Consider the following 16,952-nt stretch of genomic DNA (forward strand, 5'->3'; position numbering starts at 1 on the left):
CGGAAAAAGAATTTTGTATCGAGAAGTATTTATAGCAATAACGTTTTTCTGTCATTTTGTACTTGATGCTGAATCTATTTCCATATCAATGGATTCCTGCCGCTGCAGAAATGACAATAGAAAGTACCACACGTCACTTCGAGTGAAATTTTTGAAGCAACGCGGAAAAAGAATTTTGTATCGAGAAGTATTTTACAGTAACAACGTTTCTCTGTCATTCCGCACTTGATGCGGAATCTATTTCCGTTTCAATAACCTTCTGCCTAACGGAATTAAGTTCAGCATAAGTTGCAGAAATTAATACAAATTTTATACGTAATTACGGAAAACCTCATTGTATATGTGTAATCTTTAGTTTACTTTTATAGAGAATAATAGGAAGTTGTTGTAAAATTAGTTCCTGTTATTCCCTAAAATTGGTATGATATATGGAATTTGGTATATACATACGTTAGGTGTAATTTGAAAAAAACATATGGATTTAAACAAACTTTATTCTTCCAAAAGAACAGGTGTCGACCAAACAGAGGATAACAATGACCCACGTTCTGGATATCAAAAAGACTACGACAGAATTATTTTTTCATCTGCATTTAGACGACTTCAAAATAAAACTCAAGTTTTTCCATTACCTGGTAGTGTCTTTGTTCATAATAGATTAACACATTCGTTAGAGGTTTCTTCAGTTGGACGTTCTTTAGGTTCTCTAGTTGGAAAATATATATATGATACTTTTGGAGATGATTTAAACAAAGAAAGTAAATCATTCTACCGAAATCACTTAAAAAATGTTTTGTCTGCCGCTTGCTTATGTCATGATATAGGAAATCCTGCTTTTGGTCATTCAGGAGAAGACGCAATGGTTAGTTTTTTCAAGAAGAATAAGGAAGAGTTAAAATCAAACTTTACTGATAAAGAATATTCAGATTTAACCAATTTTGAGGGTAATGCAAATTCAATTCGAGTTTTAACACAGCAACTGAACGGAAAACCAAAGGGTGGTTTAAGACTTACTTATTCAACTTTATCTGCAATAGCAAAATATCCTTGTGAATCAAGTGCTCAAAATGGAAGTTTTACTCACAGAAAAAAGTTTGGCTTCTTGCAATCAGACAAAGGAACATTTGAAAAAATCGCATCTGAAACGGGAATGATTAGAGATACTTCAGTTTCAGATTTGTCATATTTTCGTCATCCTTTTGTATGGTTAGTTGAGGCTGCCGACGATATTTGTTATAACATAATAGATTTAGAAGACGCACAAAGACTTCGAATTATTGAAACTACTCATTGTGAAAAATTACTCGATAATTTAATTCGCTGTTTAGGTATTGAAGATATATTAGAATTCGATAAAACACTTTATACAATAACAGATAAAAATGAAAGAATTAGCTATTTAAGAGCTAAATCAATAAACAGTCTCATTTTTAAAGCGTTCGAATTATATAAAATTCATTTTGATGATATTTTAAAAGGTAAACATAATGATGCTTTATTTGAATTAATTGCTAAAGATTGTGATGCAGTTCAAGAAATAGTGGATTTTTCTTATAAACACATCTATAATGACCGTTCAGTAGTAGAAATAGAGAATGCAGGTTATAATGTAATGTATGAACTTTTAAGTCATCTTGTCTTTCCAATTTTAAAAAGGAAAAAAGAGAAATCTGATAAGAAAGCTTTAGTATTAATTCCCAATCAATACCTAACTAAAAGTGAATCCAATTACGATAAAGTTATGGGTATAGTTGATTACCTATCCGGAATGACAGATATTTACGCAACAGAATTATATAGAAAAATCAAAGGAATTGATATAGGAATGCGGAACTAAAACGGTACCAAGCAATGTATATAAAAAATAGCGTAAGTCATTGCTAACACAAACGCTTAGGGATTTTTGGAAAGTCGCCAAATTTTTAAATTTGACGATTTCCAATAAAAAGATAAATAGTGAAATTTAAAAATTCGGCTTGTGTTTCATCCGAAAAGTAAAAGCTTATTTACTGCGCTACTTTTCATATACGGAGCCGTTAGGGCAAATTAGAAAAATCGAATGACGGAAAAAGAAATTCAAGATATTTTACAACCAATAATCGGAGAATTTGTTTGGGGAGCAAAACAAGGGTATGGCTCTTTCTTGAATCTGGAATTTGGATGTCCAAAAACTGAGCTTAGTGGAATTCATACACCAAAAGAAAAAAACAAATTTCCATTTAACGAATTTGACAGTAGACACGTAAAGATTACAGGAGAACATTCCTTTTTTATTTACATGTCTAATTGGAAAATATACGCAAAAGATAGCGAATTAGCTCACGACGAAAGTGAACGTGATGAAATTGAATTCGCTTTAAGTTTCATTAACGGACAAAAACTGACAAACCTAATTGTAAATACAAAAGAGAATATAACGAAATTGGAATTTGACTTAGGTGGAATTGTAGTAATCTCCAACGAAAATTACTCTGACGAAATAAACGAAATGTGGAATTTCTATACAAAATCAGAAAAGGTTTTAACTTATAGAAATGACAAAAAAGCAAGTTACGGAATGGCTAAAACTGAATTCGGAACTGAAAAATTCACGGATTTAATAGGAAAAATAACTTGCCCACGCTAGCGCGAGTTTCTAACTCGTGTCTATAAACAAACTAAAAAATTCAATCCTTAGATGTATAATAAAATGTACTAACAGAGAAGAATTTGTGACTAGCATCTCGATACAATTTTTCTTCATTACATTCCGAAAAATCACTCTATGTGACGACTAAGATTATCTAGCTACCAAAAGTTCCAACTCATACTTACAAATAAACAAAAATCAAATAAACAAATAACAACAATACTACACCAACCCACGCGCCTTCATCTCCAAATACTTATTAATCGCGTCAATGGTTAGGTTTTCAGGCGATGTTAGGATGGAATGAATTCCGTACTTTTTGAGTTCGTTGACAATCAAGCGTTTTTCGAAGGAGAATTTCTCTGCAATGACTTTGTCATACGCTTCTTGTATAGTTGTGACATCTTCATGAATGAGTTCATCTAACTCTGTATTTTTAAAGAAAACTACGACGAGTAAATGACTTTTAGAAATTCCTTTTAAGTAGGGAAGTTGTCGGTGCAACGCATCTAAAGTTTCAAAGTTGGTATACAATAAAATTAAGCTTCTGTGTTTGATGTTTCGCTTGATATCTGCATACAAACGTCCATAATCCGATTCAAAAAAGTCGGTATCCACATTATATAACGATTCTAAAATCATGCTCATTTGCGCACTTCGCTTTTCGGCAACGACAATATTTTCAACCTTTTTAGAAAAGGTAAACATACCAGCTTTGTCTTGCTTTTTCAAAATTACATTGCTTAATACCAATGTGGCATTGATGGCGTAATCTAACAAACTTAACCCATCAAAGGGCATTTTCATCACACGACCTTTGTCGATTACAGAATAGACAGGTTGCGATTTTTCATCTTGAAACTGATTGACCATCAATTGATTGCGTTTTGCAGTCGCTTTCCAGTTGATAGTTCGTAAATCATCGCCTAAGACATAATCTTTAATTTGTTCAAATTCCATCGTATGACCAATTCGGCGAATCTTCTTAATTCCGTACATCGTCAAATTGTTGCTAATGGCAAGCAAGTCGTATTTCTTCAATTGCAAATACGCAGGATAGGTTGGTACCATCACTTCATTGTCAAAATAAAAACGTCTCGACACCAAACCTAAAATTGATAATACATACACATTCAACTTTCCAAAAATATACTCACCGCGTTCTGTTGGGCGAAGTTTGTATTTGAGTGCAATCGCGCTTGACGCAGGAATCTTTTTTTCAATAGAAAAATCACGTACTTGAAATTGTTCAGGAATTTCGTCAATTATCTTTACGTCAATAGCAAACGTATAATAGTTTTCCAGTTGGATCAGTATAGGATTTTCATCGCCATTGGAAAATTTCTCAGGTGTTTCGCGTTTCCCCGAAATTCCCGTTCGTGTAGCGTATAATATGATAATATCTAAAAATACAAACGTGAGTAAAATTAGCAATAGTAATTTCGACACAAAGAAAAAGTTAGGAAATATAAAGCTGATGACAAAGCATACAATTACGCTCAAGCACGCGTAAAAGAAACGATCTTGAAGATATAAAGATTTAAAAAAACGTATGATTTGCTGTTTCACTAGGCGTTTGTTTTGATACAATTAACGTGGAATTTCAATAGTTTGAATGATTTGTGTAATGATTTGTTTTGAAGTTACACCTTCCATTTCACGTTCAGGCGTAATAATGATTCTATGTTGCAATACAGGAATTGCGACTTGTTTGATATCTTCTGGTGTTACAAAATCGCGTCCATTCATGGCGGCATACGCTTTGGAAGCTTTCAGTATCGCAATGGAAGCTCTTGGCGACGCGCCAATGTATAGAAATTGGTTGTTACGTGTATTGATGATAATTTCGGCAATGTATTTTAGCAAATGCGGTTCTACAATAATATCATTGACTAAGTTTTGATATTTTGTAATTTGTGCTTTTGTTAGGAACGAACTGATTTTATCGGTTTTCTTTCCTTCTTTGAGTGCATGTTCGCGCGCAATGATTTCTACTTCTTCTTCTAAGTTCGGATATTCCACATTAATTTTGAACAAGAAACGGTCTAACTGAGCTTCTGGCAAACGATACGTACCTTCTTGCTCAATTGGGTTTTGTGTTGCCAATACCATAAAAGGTGGCGCCAATGGATATTTCACGCCATCCATCGTAATTTGACGTTCTTCCATCACTTCAAACAAAGCAGCTTGTGTTTTTGCAGGCGCACGGTTAATTTCGTCAATCAGCAACATGTTGGTAAATACAGGTCCTTTTTTGAATTCAAATTCAGATTTTTTCATGTCAAAAATTGACGTTCCTAAAATATCACTTGGCATCAAATCGGGTGTAAATTGAATTCGACCAAAGTCAACCGTTAATGATTTTGCTAACAACTTCGCGGTAATTGTTTTGGCAACACCTGGCACACCTTCAATCAATACGTGCCCTTTGGCGAGCAACGCTGTAAGTAGCATATCAATCATTCCTTTTTGTCCAACAATTACTTTGGCGAGTTCATGTCGTATTTTTTGGATTCCATCTTGTAATTCAGATAGGTCAATTCTGTTTGTGAATGACAACGGAGTCTTTTGCTCGTTATTTTCTCCTTGTAAGTCCATATATTGATTTTATTGTATTTATAATCTAAAGTTATTCCTTTTGGTTAAAGCGTTCTATGGCTTTTGTAATGTTTAGAACGTCTTCTTCTTGGAAATGCACTTTCTTTTTTAATTGTTTAATTAGTAATGTTAATTGGTAAACTTCTTCTTCGCTTTTTCCAGATTTTGAAGCCAAACGTTTTACAAATCGGTCATCTAGTTCTTGTGTATCTATCAAATAATCGTTTCGTAAATGTTCTAAGAAATAGGTAATTTTTTTTCGCACTACATTTGCATGATCTTTTGTTTCATAGAACAGATTTCCGATGGTTTTGGTAAAATCGAGTGTTGTATTTTGAAGCGGATTTATAATGTTTACAATGCGTTGTTTTCGTTTTACATTAAACAGTATAAAAACGACTAATGTGAGTAAAGCTATAAACCAAGCCCAACGTAAGGCAGGTTGAGACAAGATAAAACGCAACGGCGTACTGCTTTTATCCGATCCGTATTTGTTTGGCGAATCGAAGTGAATGTCTTTATTTGGAATGTATGCCAAAACACCTTCTGCATAGTTAGCATGATCGTCTTTGAGTAAATGAAAGTTGGTAAAAACAACAGGTTGTGTATGAATTAGAAATGCGCCATCGCCGACAGGAATTTTGATAAAATTTGTATAGATGGAGTCTTTGCTAAACTTTTGATAACCGAGCGGAATAGTCGTTGTCGTATCAATTTTTGAAAAGTAAATATTTTTGATTCCTTTTTCAAAAGTGACATTGTTGTTTCGTAAATTGGTGTTAGAAAAACCAAATTCAGCTTTGGATTCAATCAAATAATCAAACGATGTTTTAAAACCTAATGAATCTTGAATGTACTCAGGAACTTCATGTGTAGACATAAATATGGTGTTTCCTGCGGAAGCAAAATCAAATAATTCCTCTAATGAAGATTCGTCCGTATAAAAATATGGATGAATGCTTACGTATGTACCTTCAATTTTATATTCATGATTGTCCCAATCGTATTTATCATTAAAGTATTCGTACGGTGTATTGCGAATATTTTTAACGCTGATTTGATTGAATAAACTTTTAAACTCTTCGTGTAAAACCTTTAGACCATAAGGTTTTGAATGTCGTTCATTGTAGGTTTCTGTCCAATCAATGGTTGCAGGTTTTGAGGATTCTATCGACATCGCTACAATAATGATAACGACTAATACGCCGAGATATATTTTTAGTGTCTTACTCATGCGGCAATAGTTTTAAGTAAAACGTTAAAGGATTCTGAAGCTTTGTTGTATTCTGTGCTGTCAATCATAAATTCGCCATACCAAATGTAATTGTACAAATAGGAAGCGTATTGAAATTGTTTGCGAATAGCATCATCTTTTATTTCATAGGTATATTCTAAATTTGTTTTTTCAGGATCGTACGAAATAATTTCGTAGTTGCTCATTTTTTTAAGCATGTTGAGGTATTGATAACGAACGGCCAATCGGTAATCATTATTTGATGTCGCTTCCGCTATGAGTGCTTCAAAATTTACCACATGAATGTTCGTTTCTACATCTTCATGTGTGATTAGTTTCTTGTCAGATCTTCTTCCAAAAACCCAGCGTCCTTCGCCATTCATAATTGCTCTAACAATGAAATACACAACGGCAATGATGATAAGTCCGTAAAAGATAAGTTTAAAAACTTCTAGATATTTTCCAGCTTTTTTACGAGAACCTAAATTGAATAGTTCATCAATTTGTCGTTCTGCCCAATTGACTAATCGGGTAAATGCACCATCTGTTTTTTCAACTTCGTATACATAATCACTACTCGTGTATGCATCCTTGAAATCGTCTTCAAACTCGCGTGGTTGTACATTAGAAGTATCTTCTTGTATAGGAAGTTGCCGCAACATTGTTGCAGAGACCAACATGGTTCCTAAACATAGAACACACAGTAAGATATGTTTGAGTGGTTTTGGCATGAAATTTACTCTCCTTGACCTATTTCGTCAATGGTACTTTGTGTGTGAATATTTTCTTTTTCTTCTTTTAAGCTGTAATAAATAATAGCTTGATTCATTTGACTAATCGCCGAAGTTGTTAGGTTAATCAAATAGGAAAACAACTGAAATATAAGTAGCAAGATAAACTGAAAAGACCAATTCTCTTCGGTAAATTGATATGCTGCATTAGGATCAGATAATGATGTAATTCCCAAAATAGTTGTGATAACCATTTGAATAATTCCTACGATCATTTGAAACACAAAAATGATAATAAAAAATACAACGATTGCTCCCATAGCATGAAAAAACTTTTGGAAACACATGTTAAAACCATATGAAAAACATTCAAAAACACCTTTGTCGGTATTTATATATTCCATTAAAGTTGCATGAAAAAATAGTGCGATAATGGCTCCTAAAAATAATAGAAACGGAATTCCTATGATGGTAATTGATATGACAAAACCAACAATCATAGCGGCAATAAGAGTCACAATACCCACGGGAATACAGGCAAGAATAAAAATGATGAGTTTTGCTATATTGGCTTTAAGCTCATCAAATATTTCTTTCGAATCGAAGTTTTGTCCACGATGTTTGTCATAGAGTTTAAAATATATTGGCACGTACGCATAATTAAAAACACTTACAATAATGAGTAAAAATAATCCCAGCGATCCATAGATAACAATGGAAACTAAGTTTTCATCAAAATAAGTAGTAATTGCGCTAGAATCTCTGTTGAGAAGCATTCCGTTGATCACAATATCTTCATAAACTTTATAAAAATAGTACCACATGGTTACTAAAATCAATAAAAAGATACCATTTACTATAAAGAAGTTTTTAAAGAAATGCTTAGCGTTTAGTTTTAAAAAAGTAAACGTATCCTGAAAATACGCTCCGAAATCTCTCGATTTATACAGTTGAAACATGTTGTAGTTTTAATTTTTTGTGAACGATAAAAGGGTATATTAAATAATAATATGAAATAATACCGAGTGTAACTAAAATGATACCAACAGAAAGCCAATTGGGCATACTATTGGAGTATCGAGTGACAAATCCTTCTAAAAAGCCAGCAGCAAAGGTAAAAGGAAATGTGCTAATTAAAATTTTAATTCCGTTTTTGAGTCCCATTTTAAAGGAAGCCATCCGCGAAAATGTTTTGGGGAATAATATACTTGCGCCAAGTAATAAACCTGCAGCGCCTTCTATGACAATTGCAAAAATTTCCATAGCGCCATGTATCCAAATACCACGAACACTTTCCCAAAGCACACCTTGATCATGAAACATGTATTGAAAAGCGCCCAGCATGATTCCGTTTTGCATCAACACATATCCAGTACCAAAACCTCCAAAAACGCCCAAAATAAACGATTGAATTCCTACGTAGAGGTTATTTAAAGTAATTCCGATAAAACTTCCCCAATTGCTGCCGCTTTTGTAAATAGCAACAGGATCGCCACTTTCAATATTGTCTAGCGTTTCATTTACATAACTATCGCCCAAAATAAGTCGAACAAACGAATCATCATATGCTGCTGAAATCGCTCCGATGGCTACAAAAACGCCAAATATTAAAAATGCATACAACACATATCGCCTAAATTGATGCACAATAAGCGGAACTTCTGTTTTCCAAAAAGAAATAAAGCGATTCGATTTTTCTCTTTTGGTTCTATAAATACGTTGAAAAGCGGCCGAAGCCAACTGATTTAAGTAACTAATCGTTTTACTCTTAGGGTAATACGTTTGTGCATACGCCAAATCATTCATCAACTGTATGTATTGTGATGAAAGTGTATCAGGATTTTTAAATTGATTATTATAAATGGTTTTTTCAAAGTTCAACCATTTTTCTTTATTTTGCTTGATAAATGCAACTTCTCTCATAGATACGCTAAAATAAAACATAAAATGTCAGAGATACAAATTAATACTACTCAAAATGTCAACATCAACTTCACTTTAGCGTCAGTTGGAGAAAGAATCGTAGCACATCTTATCGATTTATTAATAAAGATAGCGTATGCTGGAATTGTATTGTGGATTTTTTCAGAAATTATGGACAGAAGTCGCGTGCTGCAAAATTTAGATTGGTGGTCAAAGATATCCATTTATGTTTTGCTACTTTTTCCGTTTATTTTTTACACGTTGGTACTCGAATCGTTATTCGAAGGACAAACCTTGGGGAAAAAAGTAATGAAAATTAGAGTTGTTAAAATTGACGGTTATCAAGCTTCCTTTATTGACTACATTATTCGTTGGTTTTTTAGAATTGTCGATTTGAACATGATTTGGGGATTTATCGCATTGATTTCTATAATTATTAGTGAAAAAGGACAACGTTTGGGCGGAATGACCTCTGGAACTTCTGTAATTTCATTGAAAAATAAAATTCGTATCTCACATACCATATTGGAAGAAATAGGAGACAATTACAAACCACAATATCCTTCCGTAATTAAGCTGTCGGATAACGATATGCGTATCATAAAAGAAACATTTACTACAGCACGAAAAGCCAAAGATCATGATACGTTGCTAAAACTTAGAAAAAAAGTGGAAGAAGTTATTGGTATTACTTCTACGACAGATACGACTACATTTTTAAATATTATTATAAGAGATTATAACTATTATACCCAAAACATGTAATGCTTTTTTACGCGCTTGATATTATTGGAACTTTTGCTTTTGCCATTTCGGGCGTGCTAGTAGCCATGCAGAAACGAATGGATCTTTTTGGAATTTTCATCATTGCTTTTGTCACAGCAGTTGGTGGCGGAACCTTGCGAGATATACTTATTGGGAAAACTCCAGTAGGTTGGATGAACGATTTAAATTATGTGTATACAATTGCCTTAGCAGTACTTATTTCTATTATTTTTCGAAAAAAACTAAACAAACTTCGCACTTCATTATTTTTATTTGACACAATTGGTTTGGGCGTATTTACAATCATAGGAGTAGAGATTGGAATTTCGTCAGAATTGCATCCTATTATTTGTATAGCTTTGGGAACGATGAGTGCTAGTTTTGGAGGTGTCATTCGAGATATTCTATGTAATGAAATTCCAGTAATATTTAGAAAGGAAGTGTATGCTACAGCTTGTATTTTGGGCGGTATGACATTTTTTGCATTGCGGTATTTTAAACTTGAAGAAGACCTTCTCTATATTTTTACAATATTAATGGTAATTACTATCCGATTGATCGTTGTAAAATTCCGTGTAAAACTTCCCAATATATATCAAGAGTAATAAAAAAAAAGAGTCAAACAGTAATTGCTTGACTCTTGTAAAAGGTATACTTATTTTTTGTTATAAAAATTGATATCCTAAAACAAAAGAAAATTGATTTAAATTAAGTGAAAAATTTGCGCTATTTTCTATAATTTCTCTTGAAGTGGTAATTCTTGCTTCCGCATAGTATTTATCATAATTGAATCCTATTCCTAAAATACCACCAGCTGAAGTTCTAAAATCTTCATTTAAAGAAGCAGCTTCTGATCTAAATTCTCGTTTTAGTGGTAAATCCATAATGATTCCTGCATTCAGAAAAATACGTGAATCATCAGTTAAGAACATATAATGACGAACTCCGACAGGAAATTGTATCGCAGCATATTCTACTTCATATTTTAAATCGGGTGTAAGTCTTAAAGGAGCTGCCTTAAACTCACTTTCACCTTTAAATGATTGATAGTAAGGAGCTGCAAATACGGCCCATTTATTTTTATTAAATCCAAACACATATTCAACATCAATTCCAACTCTAGGACTCCATTGCTGTTCAGTTTCACTGGTATGACTTCCTAATCCAGAAAGAGTACTTGCGTTTTCTAATGTAGTTTTTTGACTTAGAACTCCGATTTCGGCGCGTATATGAAATTTACTTTTATTAATTTGTTTATATTCGGTAACATCGCTATTCATACACTCGTTATATTCAATAAAAAACTTAGTGATATTATTTTTATTATAGCGTAATCTGGATACACTGTTTCTTGAAATTGATTCACACGCTAAATCTGTATATAATTGTTGACGGTATTCATTATTTTCAGCTAATTCGCCATCTTTACTTAGATAAGATTTTTTGATTAATTGCTTAATTTGTCCGTCATCTTTTTTATAAAAAAGCTTGCCCAAATCTCCATTTTTATATCTGTATAAAGATGCTTTTCCCTCTATAAGTACATTTAAAAAAACAGTTTGTTCTTTCCATTCAGGATTCTTGTCATAGTTTAATTTTGATAAGTCCGTATTTGAAACATCAATTAAAACGGTATGTTTTTCATATTTACAAATTGTTGGAATTACAAATTCTTTTACAGCGACTAATTTCCCTGTTTGAATTTTACCATCTTCGGTTAATTTGTATGTAAAATCTGTTGGATTGTTGAGCCAATCGACATTTTTAATGTAGCAATCTGTTTTTTGACCATTATTTGAAATAAAATATCCTTTTTCAAATTTTATCTGGGCAAAAAGTCCTGAGGTCGTAAGCAACAGTAAAAATAGGGTAATGTAATTTTTTGTCATTATTTATTAATTTAAAAAGAGAATTGAAGACTGTCTTGTCTAATTGTTGTTACTATGTTATGTACTTATCTTTAATTTAAAAAAATCGGTACCCAACAAGCAGACCAACTTGATGTAGTTTTAAAGAAGTTCCTGTTGTTTTTTCTAAAAGTTCTCTAGGTGTTGTGTATCGAAGTTCTATAGAGTATGTATTCTCATAGCTATATCCTATACCAAATACAGCGCCAGCAGAAGTTTTAAAGTTATCATTTTGAAGCGACAAAAGACCATCTGATTTTGTATTGAGGGTAACATCGACAATAGCACCAAAATTTAAAAATAATTTTGAAGTATTATCTAAAAACATGTAGTGGCGAATTCCAATTGGTAGTTGTATCGCTGAATATTCAATTTCATAATCAGATCTAGAGCCAATATTTACGCGTACAAATGTTCCGCTTCCTTTGTAAGATTGATAACTTGGTTCAATAAATACTGCCCATTTGCTTTTGTTGAAACCAAATACATATTCTACATCCACTCCAATCCTTGGACTAAATTTTTGTTCACTATCAACAGAGGATGCACTCGAACCAAAAAATGAATTGCCAGTTTCTAGCACAGTTTTTTGGTAGTTAGCACCAATATTCGCTCGTATGCCAATTTTACCATTTGTAGTTTGTTTGAAAGCCGTAAAATCATCATTCATGCACGTATTATATGCCACAAACAACTTAGTTATATCATTTTTGTTATAGCGCAATCTGGAAATACTATTTCTTGAAATTGATTCACACGCTAAATCTGTATATAATTGTTGGCGATATTCGTTGTTTTCAGCTAATTTTCCATCTTTGCTGAGATATGACTTCTTGATCAATTGTTTAATTTGACCATCATCTATTTTATAAAAAAGCTTGCTCAACTCTCCATTTTTATATCTGTATAAAGAAGCTTTTCCCTCTACAAGTACATTTAAAAAAACAGTTTGTTCTTTCCATTCAGGATTTTTATCATAGTTTAATTTTGATAAGTCAGTATTTGAAAAATCTATTAAAACCGTATGTTTTTCATATTTACAAACTGAAGGAATTACAAATTCTTTTACAGCGACTAATTTTCCTGTTTGAATTTCGCCATCTTCGGTTAATTTGTATGTAAAATCTGTTGGATTGTTGAGCCAATCGACATTTTTAATGTAGCAATCTGTTTTTTGACCATTATTTGAAATAAAATATCCTTTTTCAAATTTTATCTGGGCAAAAAGTCCTGAGGCAGATAGTAAAAGGAGTAATAGTGTTAAAAAGTTTTTATTCATAAGTATTAAAATGAGTGAATGAGTCGCGAAACTAATTAAAATTAAAATATATAACGCATACAGTTTTATAAACGTTATGTTTTTTTTGTAAACGTTACCGAAAGTCTTTTTACTCCAAAATTTCTACCTTACGAATCATGATGTTTTTCTTTGGCCATTCACCTTTATCAGTTTCTTGGTTGGCAATTTCGTCTACAACGTCCATTCCTGCAATCACTTTTCCAAAAGCAGTATATTCTTTGTTTAAATGATGTGTTCCTCCTTCTTTCTGAACAATGAAAAATTCAAACGGAGATGCCATTTTATATACATGATCGAGTTCGCCACTTGGCATAGAAATTACACCACGATCATGTTTGAATCCTTTTTTTGTATCTGGTGGAAGCAAATATTTGCCAATTTTTCGACGTTTCTTAGCAATATTCCAACCGTCAGAGTTTCCACCTTGAATTACAAAATCTTTTACAACTCTGTGAAATTGTGTGCCTGCAAAATAATTTCGCTTGGTTAGCATGATAAAATTTGCTCTGTGATAAGGTGTTTCTTCATACAATTCAATGTCAATATTTCCAAAATCGGTTACAATACGTACGCGTGTTTCAGGATTTTCTTTTCCGTAATCTATCATATAATCCAACACATTTTCTGTGGTAATAAAAACCTGTTTTTCTTCTTTCTTAGGTTCTTTTTTGGAAGACATGTCCGTTGCTTTTGACGTTTCAGTTTTCTGTGTTTCGTCAGAAGTAGCTGTAGAAGTTTTAGTATCTTCACAGCTGAAAAATACGCTGATAGCAATCAGTAAAAAACAAATCTTTTTCATAGATGAATTTTGATAATTTTAGAAAAATAGTACCAAAAATAGCAAAAATACCGCTTCCAGGCCTTTCTTCACAGTTAAAAATGGCGCCAAAAATGCGTCAAAAAGCATTAAATGATATGCAAGAACGTATGAAAAATGCTCGTAAATCAGCAGTGATGGCATTGTTTTATCCAAACAATACGTATGAAACTACGCTGGTTTTAATTTTGCGAAGAGCGTATGAAGGTGTACATTCTAATCAAGTTGGATTTCCAGGTGGAAAGGCAGAATTGGAAGACGAAACTTTAGAAGTTACCGCATTGCGTGAAACCGAAGAGGAAGTTGGAATTCCGCAACATACGGTCAACGTAATTCGTGAAATTACATCAACATATATTCCACCAAGTAATTTTATGGTACAGCCTTATATTGGTGTTGTGTATGATACGCCTATATTTATTCCACAAGAATCTGAAGTTGCCTCAATTTTAGAAGTCTCTCTTCAAGATTTATTGTCGGAAGCGTCTACAATTGAAAAAAAAATAACGACTTCGTATGCTACAGCGATCAATGTGCCAGCGTTTTACCTAAATGAAAAGGTAGTTTGGGGAGCTACAGCAATGATGTTGAGCGAAGTTAAAGATATCATTCTAGAAGCCATTTCAAATTAGTTTTTGTAGATTTGTAATTCGCTTAAAATTAAAAATACATGGGATTATTCAAAAGAAATCCTTTCGGACATATACTTTTTTTGAAAAAATGGTTGATTAGAATTGCAGGAACAATGACGCATAGACGTTACCGCGGTTTTAATGAATTGAAGATTGAAGGTTCTGAAATATTAAAAAACTTGCCAGATACGAATGTATTATTTGTTTCCAATCATCAAACATATTTTGCAGATGTTGTGGCTATGTTTCACGTGTTTAATGCAAGTTTGAGTGGAAGAGGAGATTCTATCAAAAATGTTGGATATTTATGGAATCCGAAACTGAATATTTATTATGTGGCTGCAAAAGAAACCATGAAATCTGGGTTGTTGCCAAAAATTCTTGCATATGCTGGTTCGGTAAGTATTGAACGTACTTGGAGAGCCAATGGAGAAGAAGTAAACCGTCAGGTAAAAATGAGCGATATTTCTAATATAGGAATTGCATTGGATGATGGTTGGGTAATTACATTTCCACAAGGAACAACACGACCATGGAAACCAATCCGAAAAGGAACAGCACATATAATTAAACGCTATAAACCTATTGTAGTACCAATTGTTATCGATGGTTTTAGGCGATCGTTTGACCGGAAAGGACTTCGTATCAAAAAGAAAGGAATTCTTCAATCTATGGAAATAAAAGAACCTTTAGAAATTGATTATGAGAACGAAAGTGTAGAAGCAATTATTGAGAAAATAGAATATGCCATAGAGCAACATCCATCATTTTTAAAAGTAATTCCTCAAGAAGAACTTGAAGCCATGGAAGAACTCAATGAAAAACGAAAATGGGAATACTAGAAAGAAACTATCAAATAAAAAAGGATGCATACTACATGCATCCTTTTTTGTTATAAAAATATCCTAGTTTTAATTTTCTGTATTTGTTTCGCTATCCGTACTTGGTGTTTCATCATCATTTAAAGAAGAAGAAACAAAACTTCCAAGCTTGTAAAAAGCGTTGTAAATCAATTGAATAATTCCACCATTTCCACCTGTATACATTGCTGCGTAGGCTTCAGAACTTTCCAAAGCAAATGTTTTAGAAGCTATCTCTTTAGAAAATGTTGTTGTTTGCTGATGCGCGCTTACTGATACACTAAAAGTAAGACACAGGAGTAAAAATGCTATTTTTTTCATAATTGTTAATTTTTTTGGTAATGGTTTTATGATTTCATTTGTTTTAATTCTCTATAATTACGTTTCAGCTTTTTAGTTAAAAGCCCATATAGTAAATAATATACTCCGTAAAATAAGGCTACAATTACACAGGCTAATAAAATGGTAACTACAGCAAGTAATAAATACTTTGTAATATTAGCTTCCGCAGAAAACTTTTCCATGCCGCCAGTTCCTTCAATAAAACCGATAGGAAACGCTACGCAAATGGTAAAAGCAATGACACTTAAACTGTATACAATATAATGTTTTACCGTTTTTCGTGTGGTAATAATATTTTGCATTAAATCTTTAATGGAGTTCGTTGTAGAAATCTTTTTATAATTCATAAAGAATTTATAAATAAAATAAAATACAACCAGTGAGGATGCGTAGCAAAACCAATTGAGCCAAGCTGGCATGGTAGAGTCGCTCATTAAGTCAGGTTGAATAAACAAGGCAAGAATCACAATGGCAATTCCAAATCCGAGTTCAAACAAACTCACGTAAAAAATCCATTTGACTAAAGAAGAAGATTTCTTCTGCGTCATTTTGTCAATATCGTTGTAGGAAAGCTTAGGCTGATTTTCCTCTTGCTTCTTCCAATCTTTTTTTAATAGGTCTAATTCTTCCATGGGTTATGGATTTAAAATCTTCTTCAATTTGGTTTTAATTCTATTCATTTTCACTCTTGCATTTACTTCAGTAATACCAATTGTTTCGGCTATTTCTTTATAATTTTTATCTTCTAAGTATAAGAAAATCAAGGCTTTTTCAATATCTGATAATTGCTTGATGGCTTTATACATAATTTTTAACTGTTCTTCTTCAGTGTCATCATAATCCTCGGATGTTATTTTGAAAATAACACTTTCATAATCTTGTGTCTTTACTGATCTTTTGGATTTTCTATATAGAGTAATAGCTGTATTTAGTGCTACTCTGTACATCCAAGTACTGAACTTTGAATCGCCTCTGAATTTCGGATATGCTTTCCACAGTTGTATCGTAATCTCCTGAAAAAGATCGTTGTGCTGATCTTTGTTAGAAGTGTAAATTCTACACACTTTGTGAACGATATTCTGGTTACGTTCTAGTTCTGTTACAAAATTATGTTCGAGTTCTTTGCTCAATTCTTGATGGTTATTTGATTATATGTATTCTGTTGTACAAATATGTTACATATTTTTTAGAAAAGTTTTTTAAAGCTGTATTTT

The 16,952-nt window shown here is 32.6% G+C and carries 18 protein-coding genes; 6 read left to right on the forward strand and 12 right to left on the reverse strand.

The annotated features are described in order from the left end of the window. Positions 1-475: 475 nt before the first annotated feature. Together dgt and AA089_RS04390 are read left to right on the forward strand one after the other, a co-directional pair. Positions 476-1,837, forward strand: a complete 1,362-nt coding sequence (dgt, locus tag AA089_RS04385; protein ID WP_046755713.1) for a dGTP triphosphohydrolase — start codon at positions 476-478, stop codon at positions 1,835-1,837. A 222-nt stretch (positions 1,838-2,059) separates the two neighbouring features. After that, positions 2,060-2,626 (forward strand): hypothetical protein, encoded by a 567-nt coding sequence (locus tag AA089_RS04390; protein ID WP_046755714.1) that lies wholly within the window; start codon positions 2,060-2,062, stop codon positions 2,624-2,626. A 225-nt stretch (positions 2,627-2,851) separates the two neighbouring features. Here AA089_RS04390 and AA089_RS04395 read toward each other — a convergent pair whose 3' ends face one another. The 6 genes from AA089_RS04395 to AA089_RS04420 are packed head-to-tail and all read right to left on the reverse strand — an operon-like array spanning position 2,852 to position 9,115. Next, on the reverse strand, positions 2,852-4,183 hold the full coding sequence (locus AA089_RS04395) for a DUF58 domain-containing protein (protein WP_046755842.1): 1,332 nt from the start codon (positions 4,181-4,183) through the stop codon (positions 2,852-2,854). A gap of 36 nt (positions 4,184-4,219) precedes the next feature. Beyond that, complete coding sequence (locus tag AA089_RS04400; protein ID WP_046755715.1) at positions 4,220-5,227, reverse strand: AAA family ATPase; 1,008 nt, start codon at positions 5,225-5,227, stop codon at positions 4,220-4,222. A 31-nt stretch (positions 5,228-5,258) separates the two neighbouring features. Continuing rightward, positions 5,259-6,461 carry a DUF4350 domain-containing protein gene (locus AA089_RS04405; RefSeq protein ID WP_046755716.1) on the reverse strand — a complete coding sequence of 401 codons (1,203 nt, stop codon included), beginning with the start codon at positions 6,459-6,461 and terminating at the stop codon, positions 5,259-5,261. Beyond that, positions 6,458-7,192, reverse strand: coding sequence for a hypothetical protein (locus AA089_RS04410; protein ID WP_156168899.1), 735 nt, complete (start codon positions 7,190-7,192; stop codon positions 6,458-6,460). The genes AA089_RS04405 and AA089_RS04410 overlap by 4 nt, the downstream gene beginning before the upstream one ends. 5 nt (positions 7,193-7,197) lie before the next feature. Then, positions 7,198-8,151, reverse strand: a complete 954-nt coding sequence (locus tag AA089_RS04415; RefSeq protein WP_046755717.1) for a hypothetical protein — start codon at positions 8,149-8,151, stop codon at positions 7,198-7,200. Beyond that, positions 8,135-9,115: a stage II sporulation protein M gene (locus AA089_RS04420; protein WP_046755718.1), complete on the reverse strand. Its 981-nt coding sequence runs from the start codon at positions 9,113-9,115 to the stop codon at positions 8,135-8,137. The genes AA089_RS04415 and AA089_RS04420 overlap by 17 nt, the downstream gene beginning before the upstream one ends. A gap of 24 nt (positions 9,116-9,139) precedes the next feature. On the opposite strand from AA089_RS04420, the gene AA089_RS04425 reads away from it, so the two are divergent. Next, positions 9,140-9,880 carry an RDD family protein gene (locus AA089_RS04425; protein ID WP_046755719.1) on the forward strand — a complete coding sequence of 247 codons (741 nt, stop codon included), beginning with the start codon at positions 9,140-9,142 and terminating at the stop codon, positions 9,878-9,880. Beyond that, positions 9,880-10,485 carry a trimeric intracellular cation channel family protein gene (locus AA089_RS04430; RefSeq protein WP_046755720.1) on the forward strand — a complete coding sequence of 202 codons (606 nt, stop codon included), beginning with the start codon at positions 9,880-9,882 and terminating at the stop codon, positions 10,483-10,485. The genes AA089_RS04425 and AA089_RS04430 overlap by 1 nt, the downstream gene beginning before the upstream one ends. A gap of 60 nt (positions 10,486-10,545) precedes the next feature. Here the strand turns inward: AA089_RS04430 and AA089_RS04435 are convergent, their stop codons facing one another. From AA089_RS04435 to AA089_RS04445, 3 genes are all read right to left on the reverse strand, one after another. Further along, entirely contained in the window at positions 10,546-11,769 is a 1,224-nt protein-coding gene (locus AA089_RS04435; protein WP_046755721.1) for an outer membrane beta-barrel protein, read from the reverse strand. Positions 11,770-11,845: 76 nt separating this feature from the next. Then, positions 11,846-13,066 carry an outer membrane beta-barrel protein gene (locus AA089_RS04440; RefSeq protein WP_053002194.1) on the reverse strand — a complete coding sequence of 407 codons (1,221 nt, stop codon included), beginning with the start codon at positions 13,064-13,066 and terminating at the stop codon, positions 11,846-11,848. 109 nt (positions 13,067-13,175) lie between these two features. Continuing rightward, positions 13,176-13,886 (reverse strand): peptidylprolyl isomerase, encoded by a 711-nt coding sequence (locus tag AA089_RS04445; protein WP_046755722.1) that lies wholly within the window; start codon positions 13,884-13,886, stop codon positions 13,176-13,178. Between the two features lie 2 nt (positions 13,887-13,888). Between AA089_RS04445 and AA089_RS04450 the strand changes: the two genes are divergently transcribed. Both AA089_RS04450 and AA089_RS04455 read left to right on the forward strand, forming a co-directional pair. Next, a complete protein-coding gene (locus AA089_RS04450; RefSeq protein WP_046755723.1) occupies positions 13,889-14,536 on the forward strand; it encodes an NUDIX hydrolase in 648 nt (215 codons plus the stop codon). A gap of 38 nt (positions 14,537-14,574) precedes the next feature. Continuing rightward, a complete protein-coding gene (locus tag AA089_RS04455) occupies positions 14,575-15,378 on the forward strand; it encodes a lysophospholipid acyltransferase family protein (protein ID WP_046755724.1) in 804 nt (267 codons plus the stop codon). A 69-nt stretch (positions 15,379-15,447) separates the two neighbouring features. Here AA089_RS04455 and AA089_RS04460 read toward each other — a convergent pair whose 3' ends face one another. Genes AA089_RS04460 through AA089_RS04470 form a run of 3 tightly spaced genes read right to left on the reverse strand, consistent with a single transcriptional unit; the run spans position 15,448 to position 16,868 of the window. After that, the gene (locus AA089_RS04460; RefSeq protein WP_046755725.1) at positions 15,448-15,717 is read right to left on the reverse strand and encodes a hypothetical protein; all 270 of its coding nucleotides are present in this window, start codon (positions 15,715-15,717) and stop codon (positions 15,448-15,450) included. Positions 15,718-15,743: 26 nt separating this feature from the next. Next, entirely contained in the window at positions 15,744-16,370 is a 627-nt protein-coding gene (locus tag AA089_RS04465; RefSeq protein WP_046755726.1) for a hypothetical protein, read from the reverse strand. Positions 16,371-16,373: 3 nt separating this feature from the next. Then, the gene (locus AA089_RS04470) at positions 16,374-16,868 is read right to left on the reverse strand and encodes an RNA polymerase sigma factor (protein WP_046755727.1); all 495 of its coding nucleotides are present in this window, start codon (positions 16,866-16,868) and stop codon (positions 16,374-16,376) included. Positions 16,869-16,952 lie beyond the last annotated feature (84 nt).

This window comes from Kordia jejudonensis (assembly GCF_001005315.1).
Classification (GTDB): Bacteria; Bacteroidota; Bacteroidia; order Flavobacteriales; family Flavobacteriaceae; genus Kordia; species Kordia jejudonensis.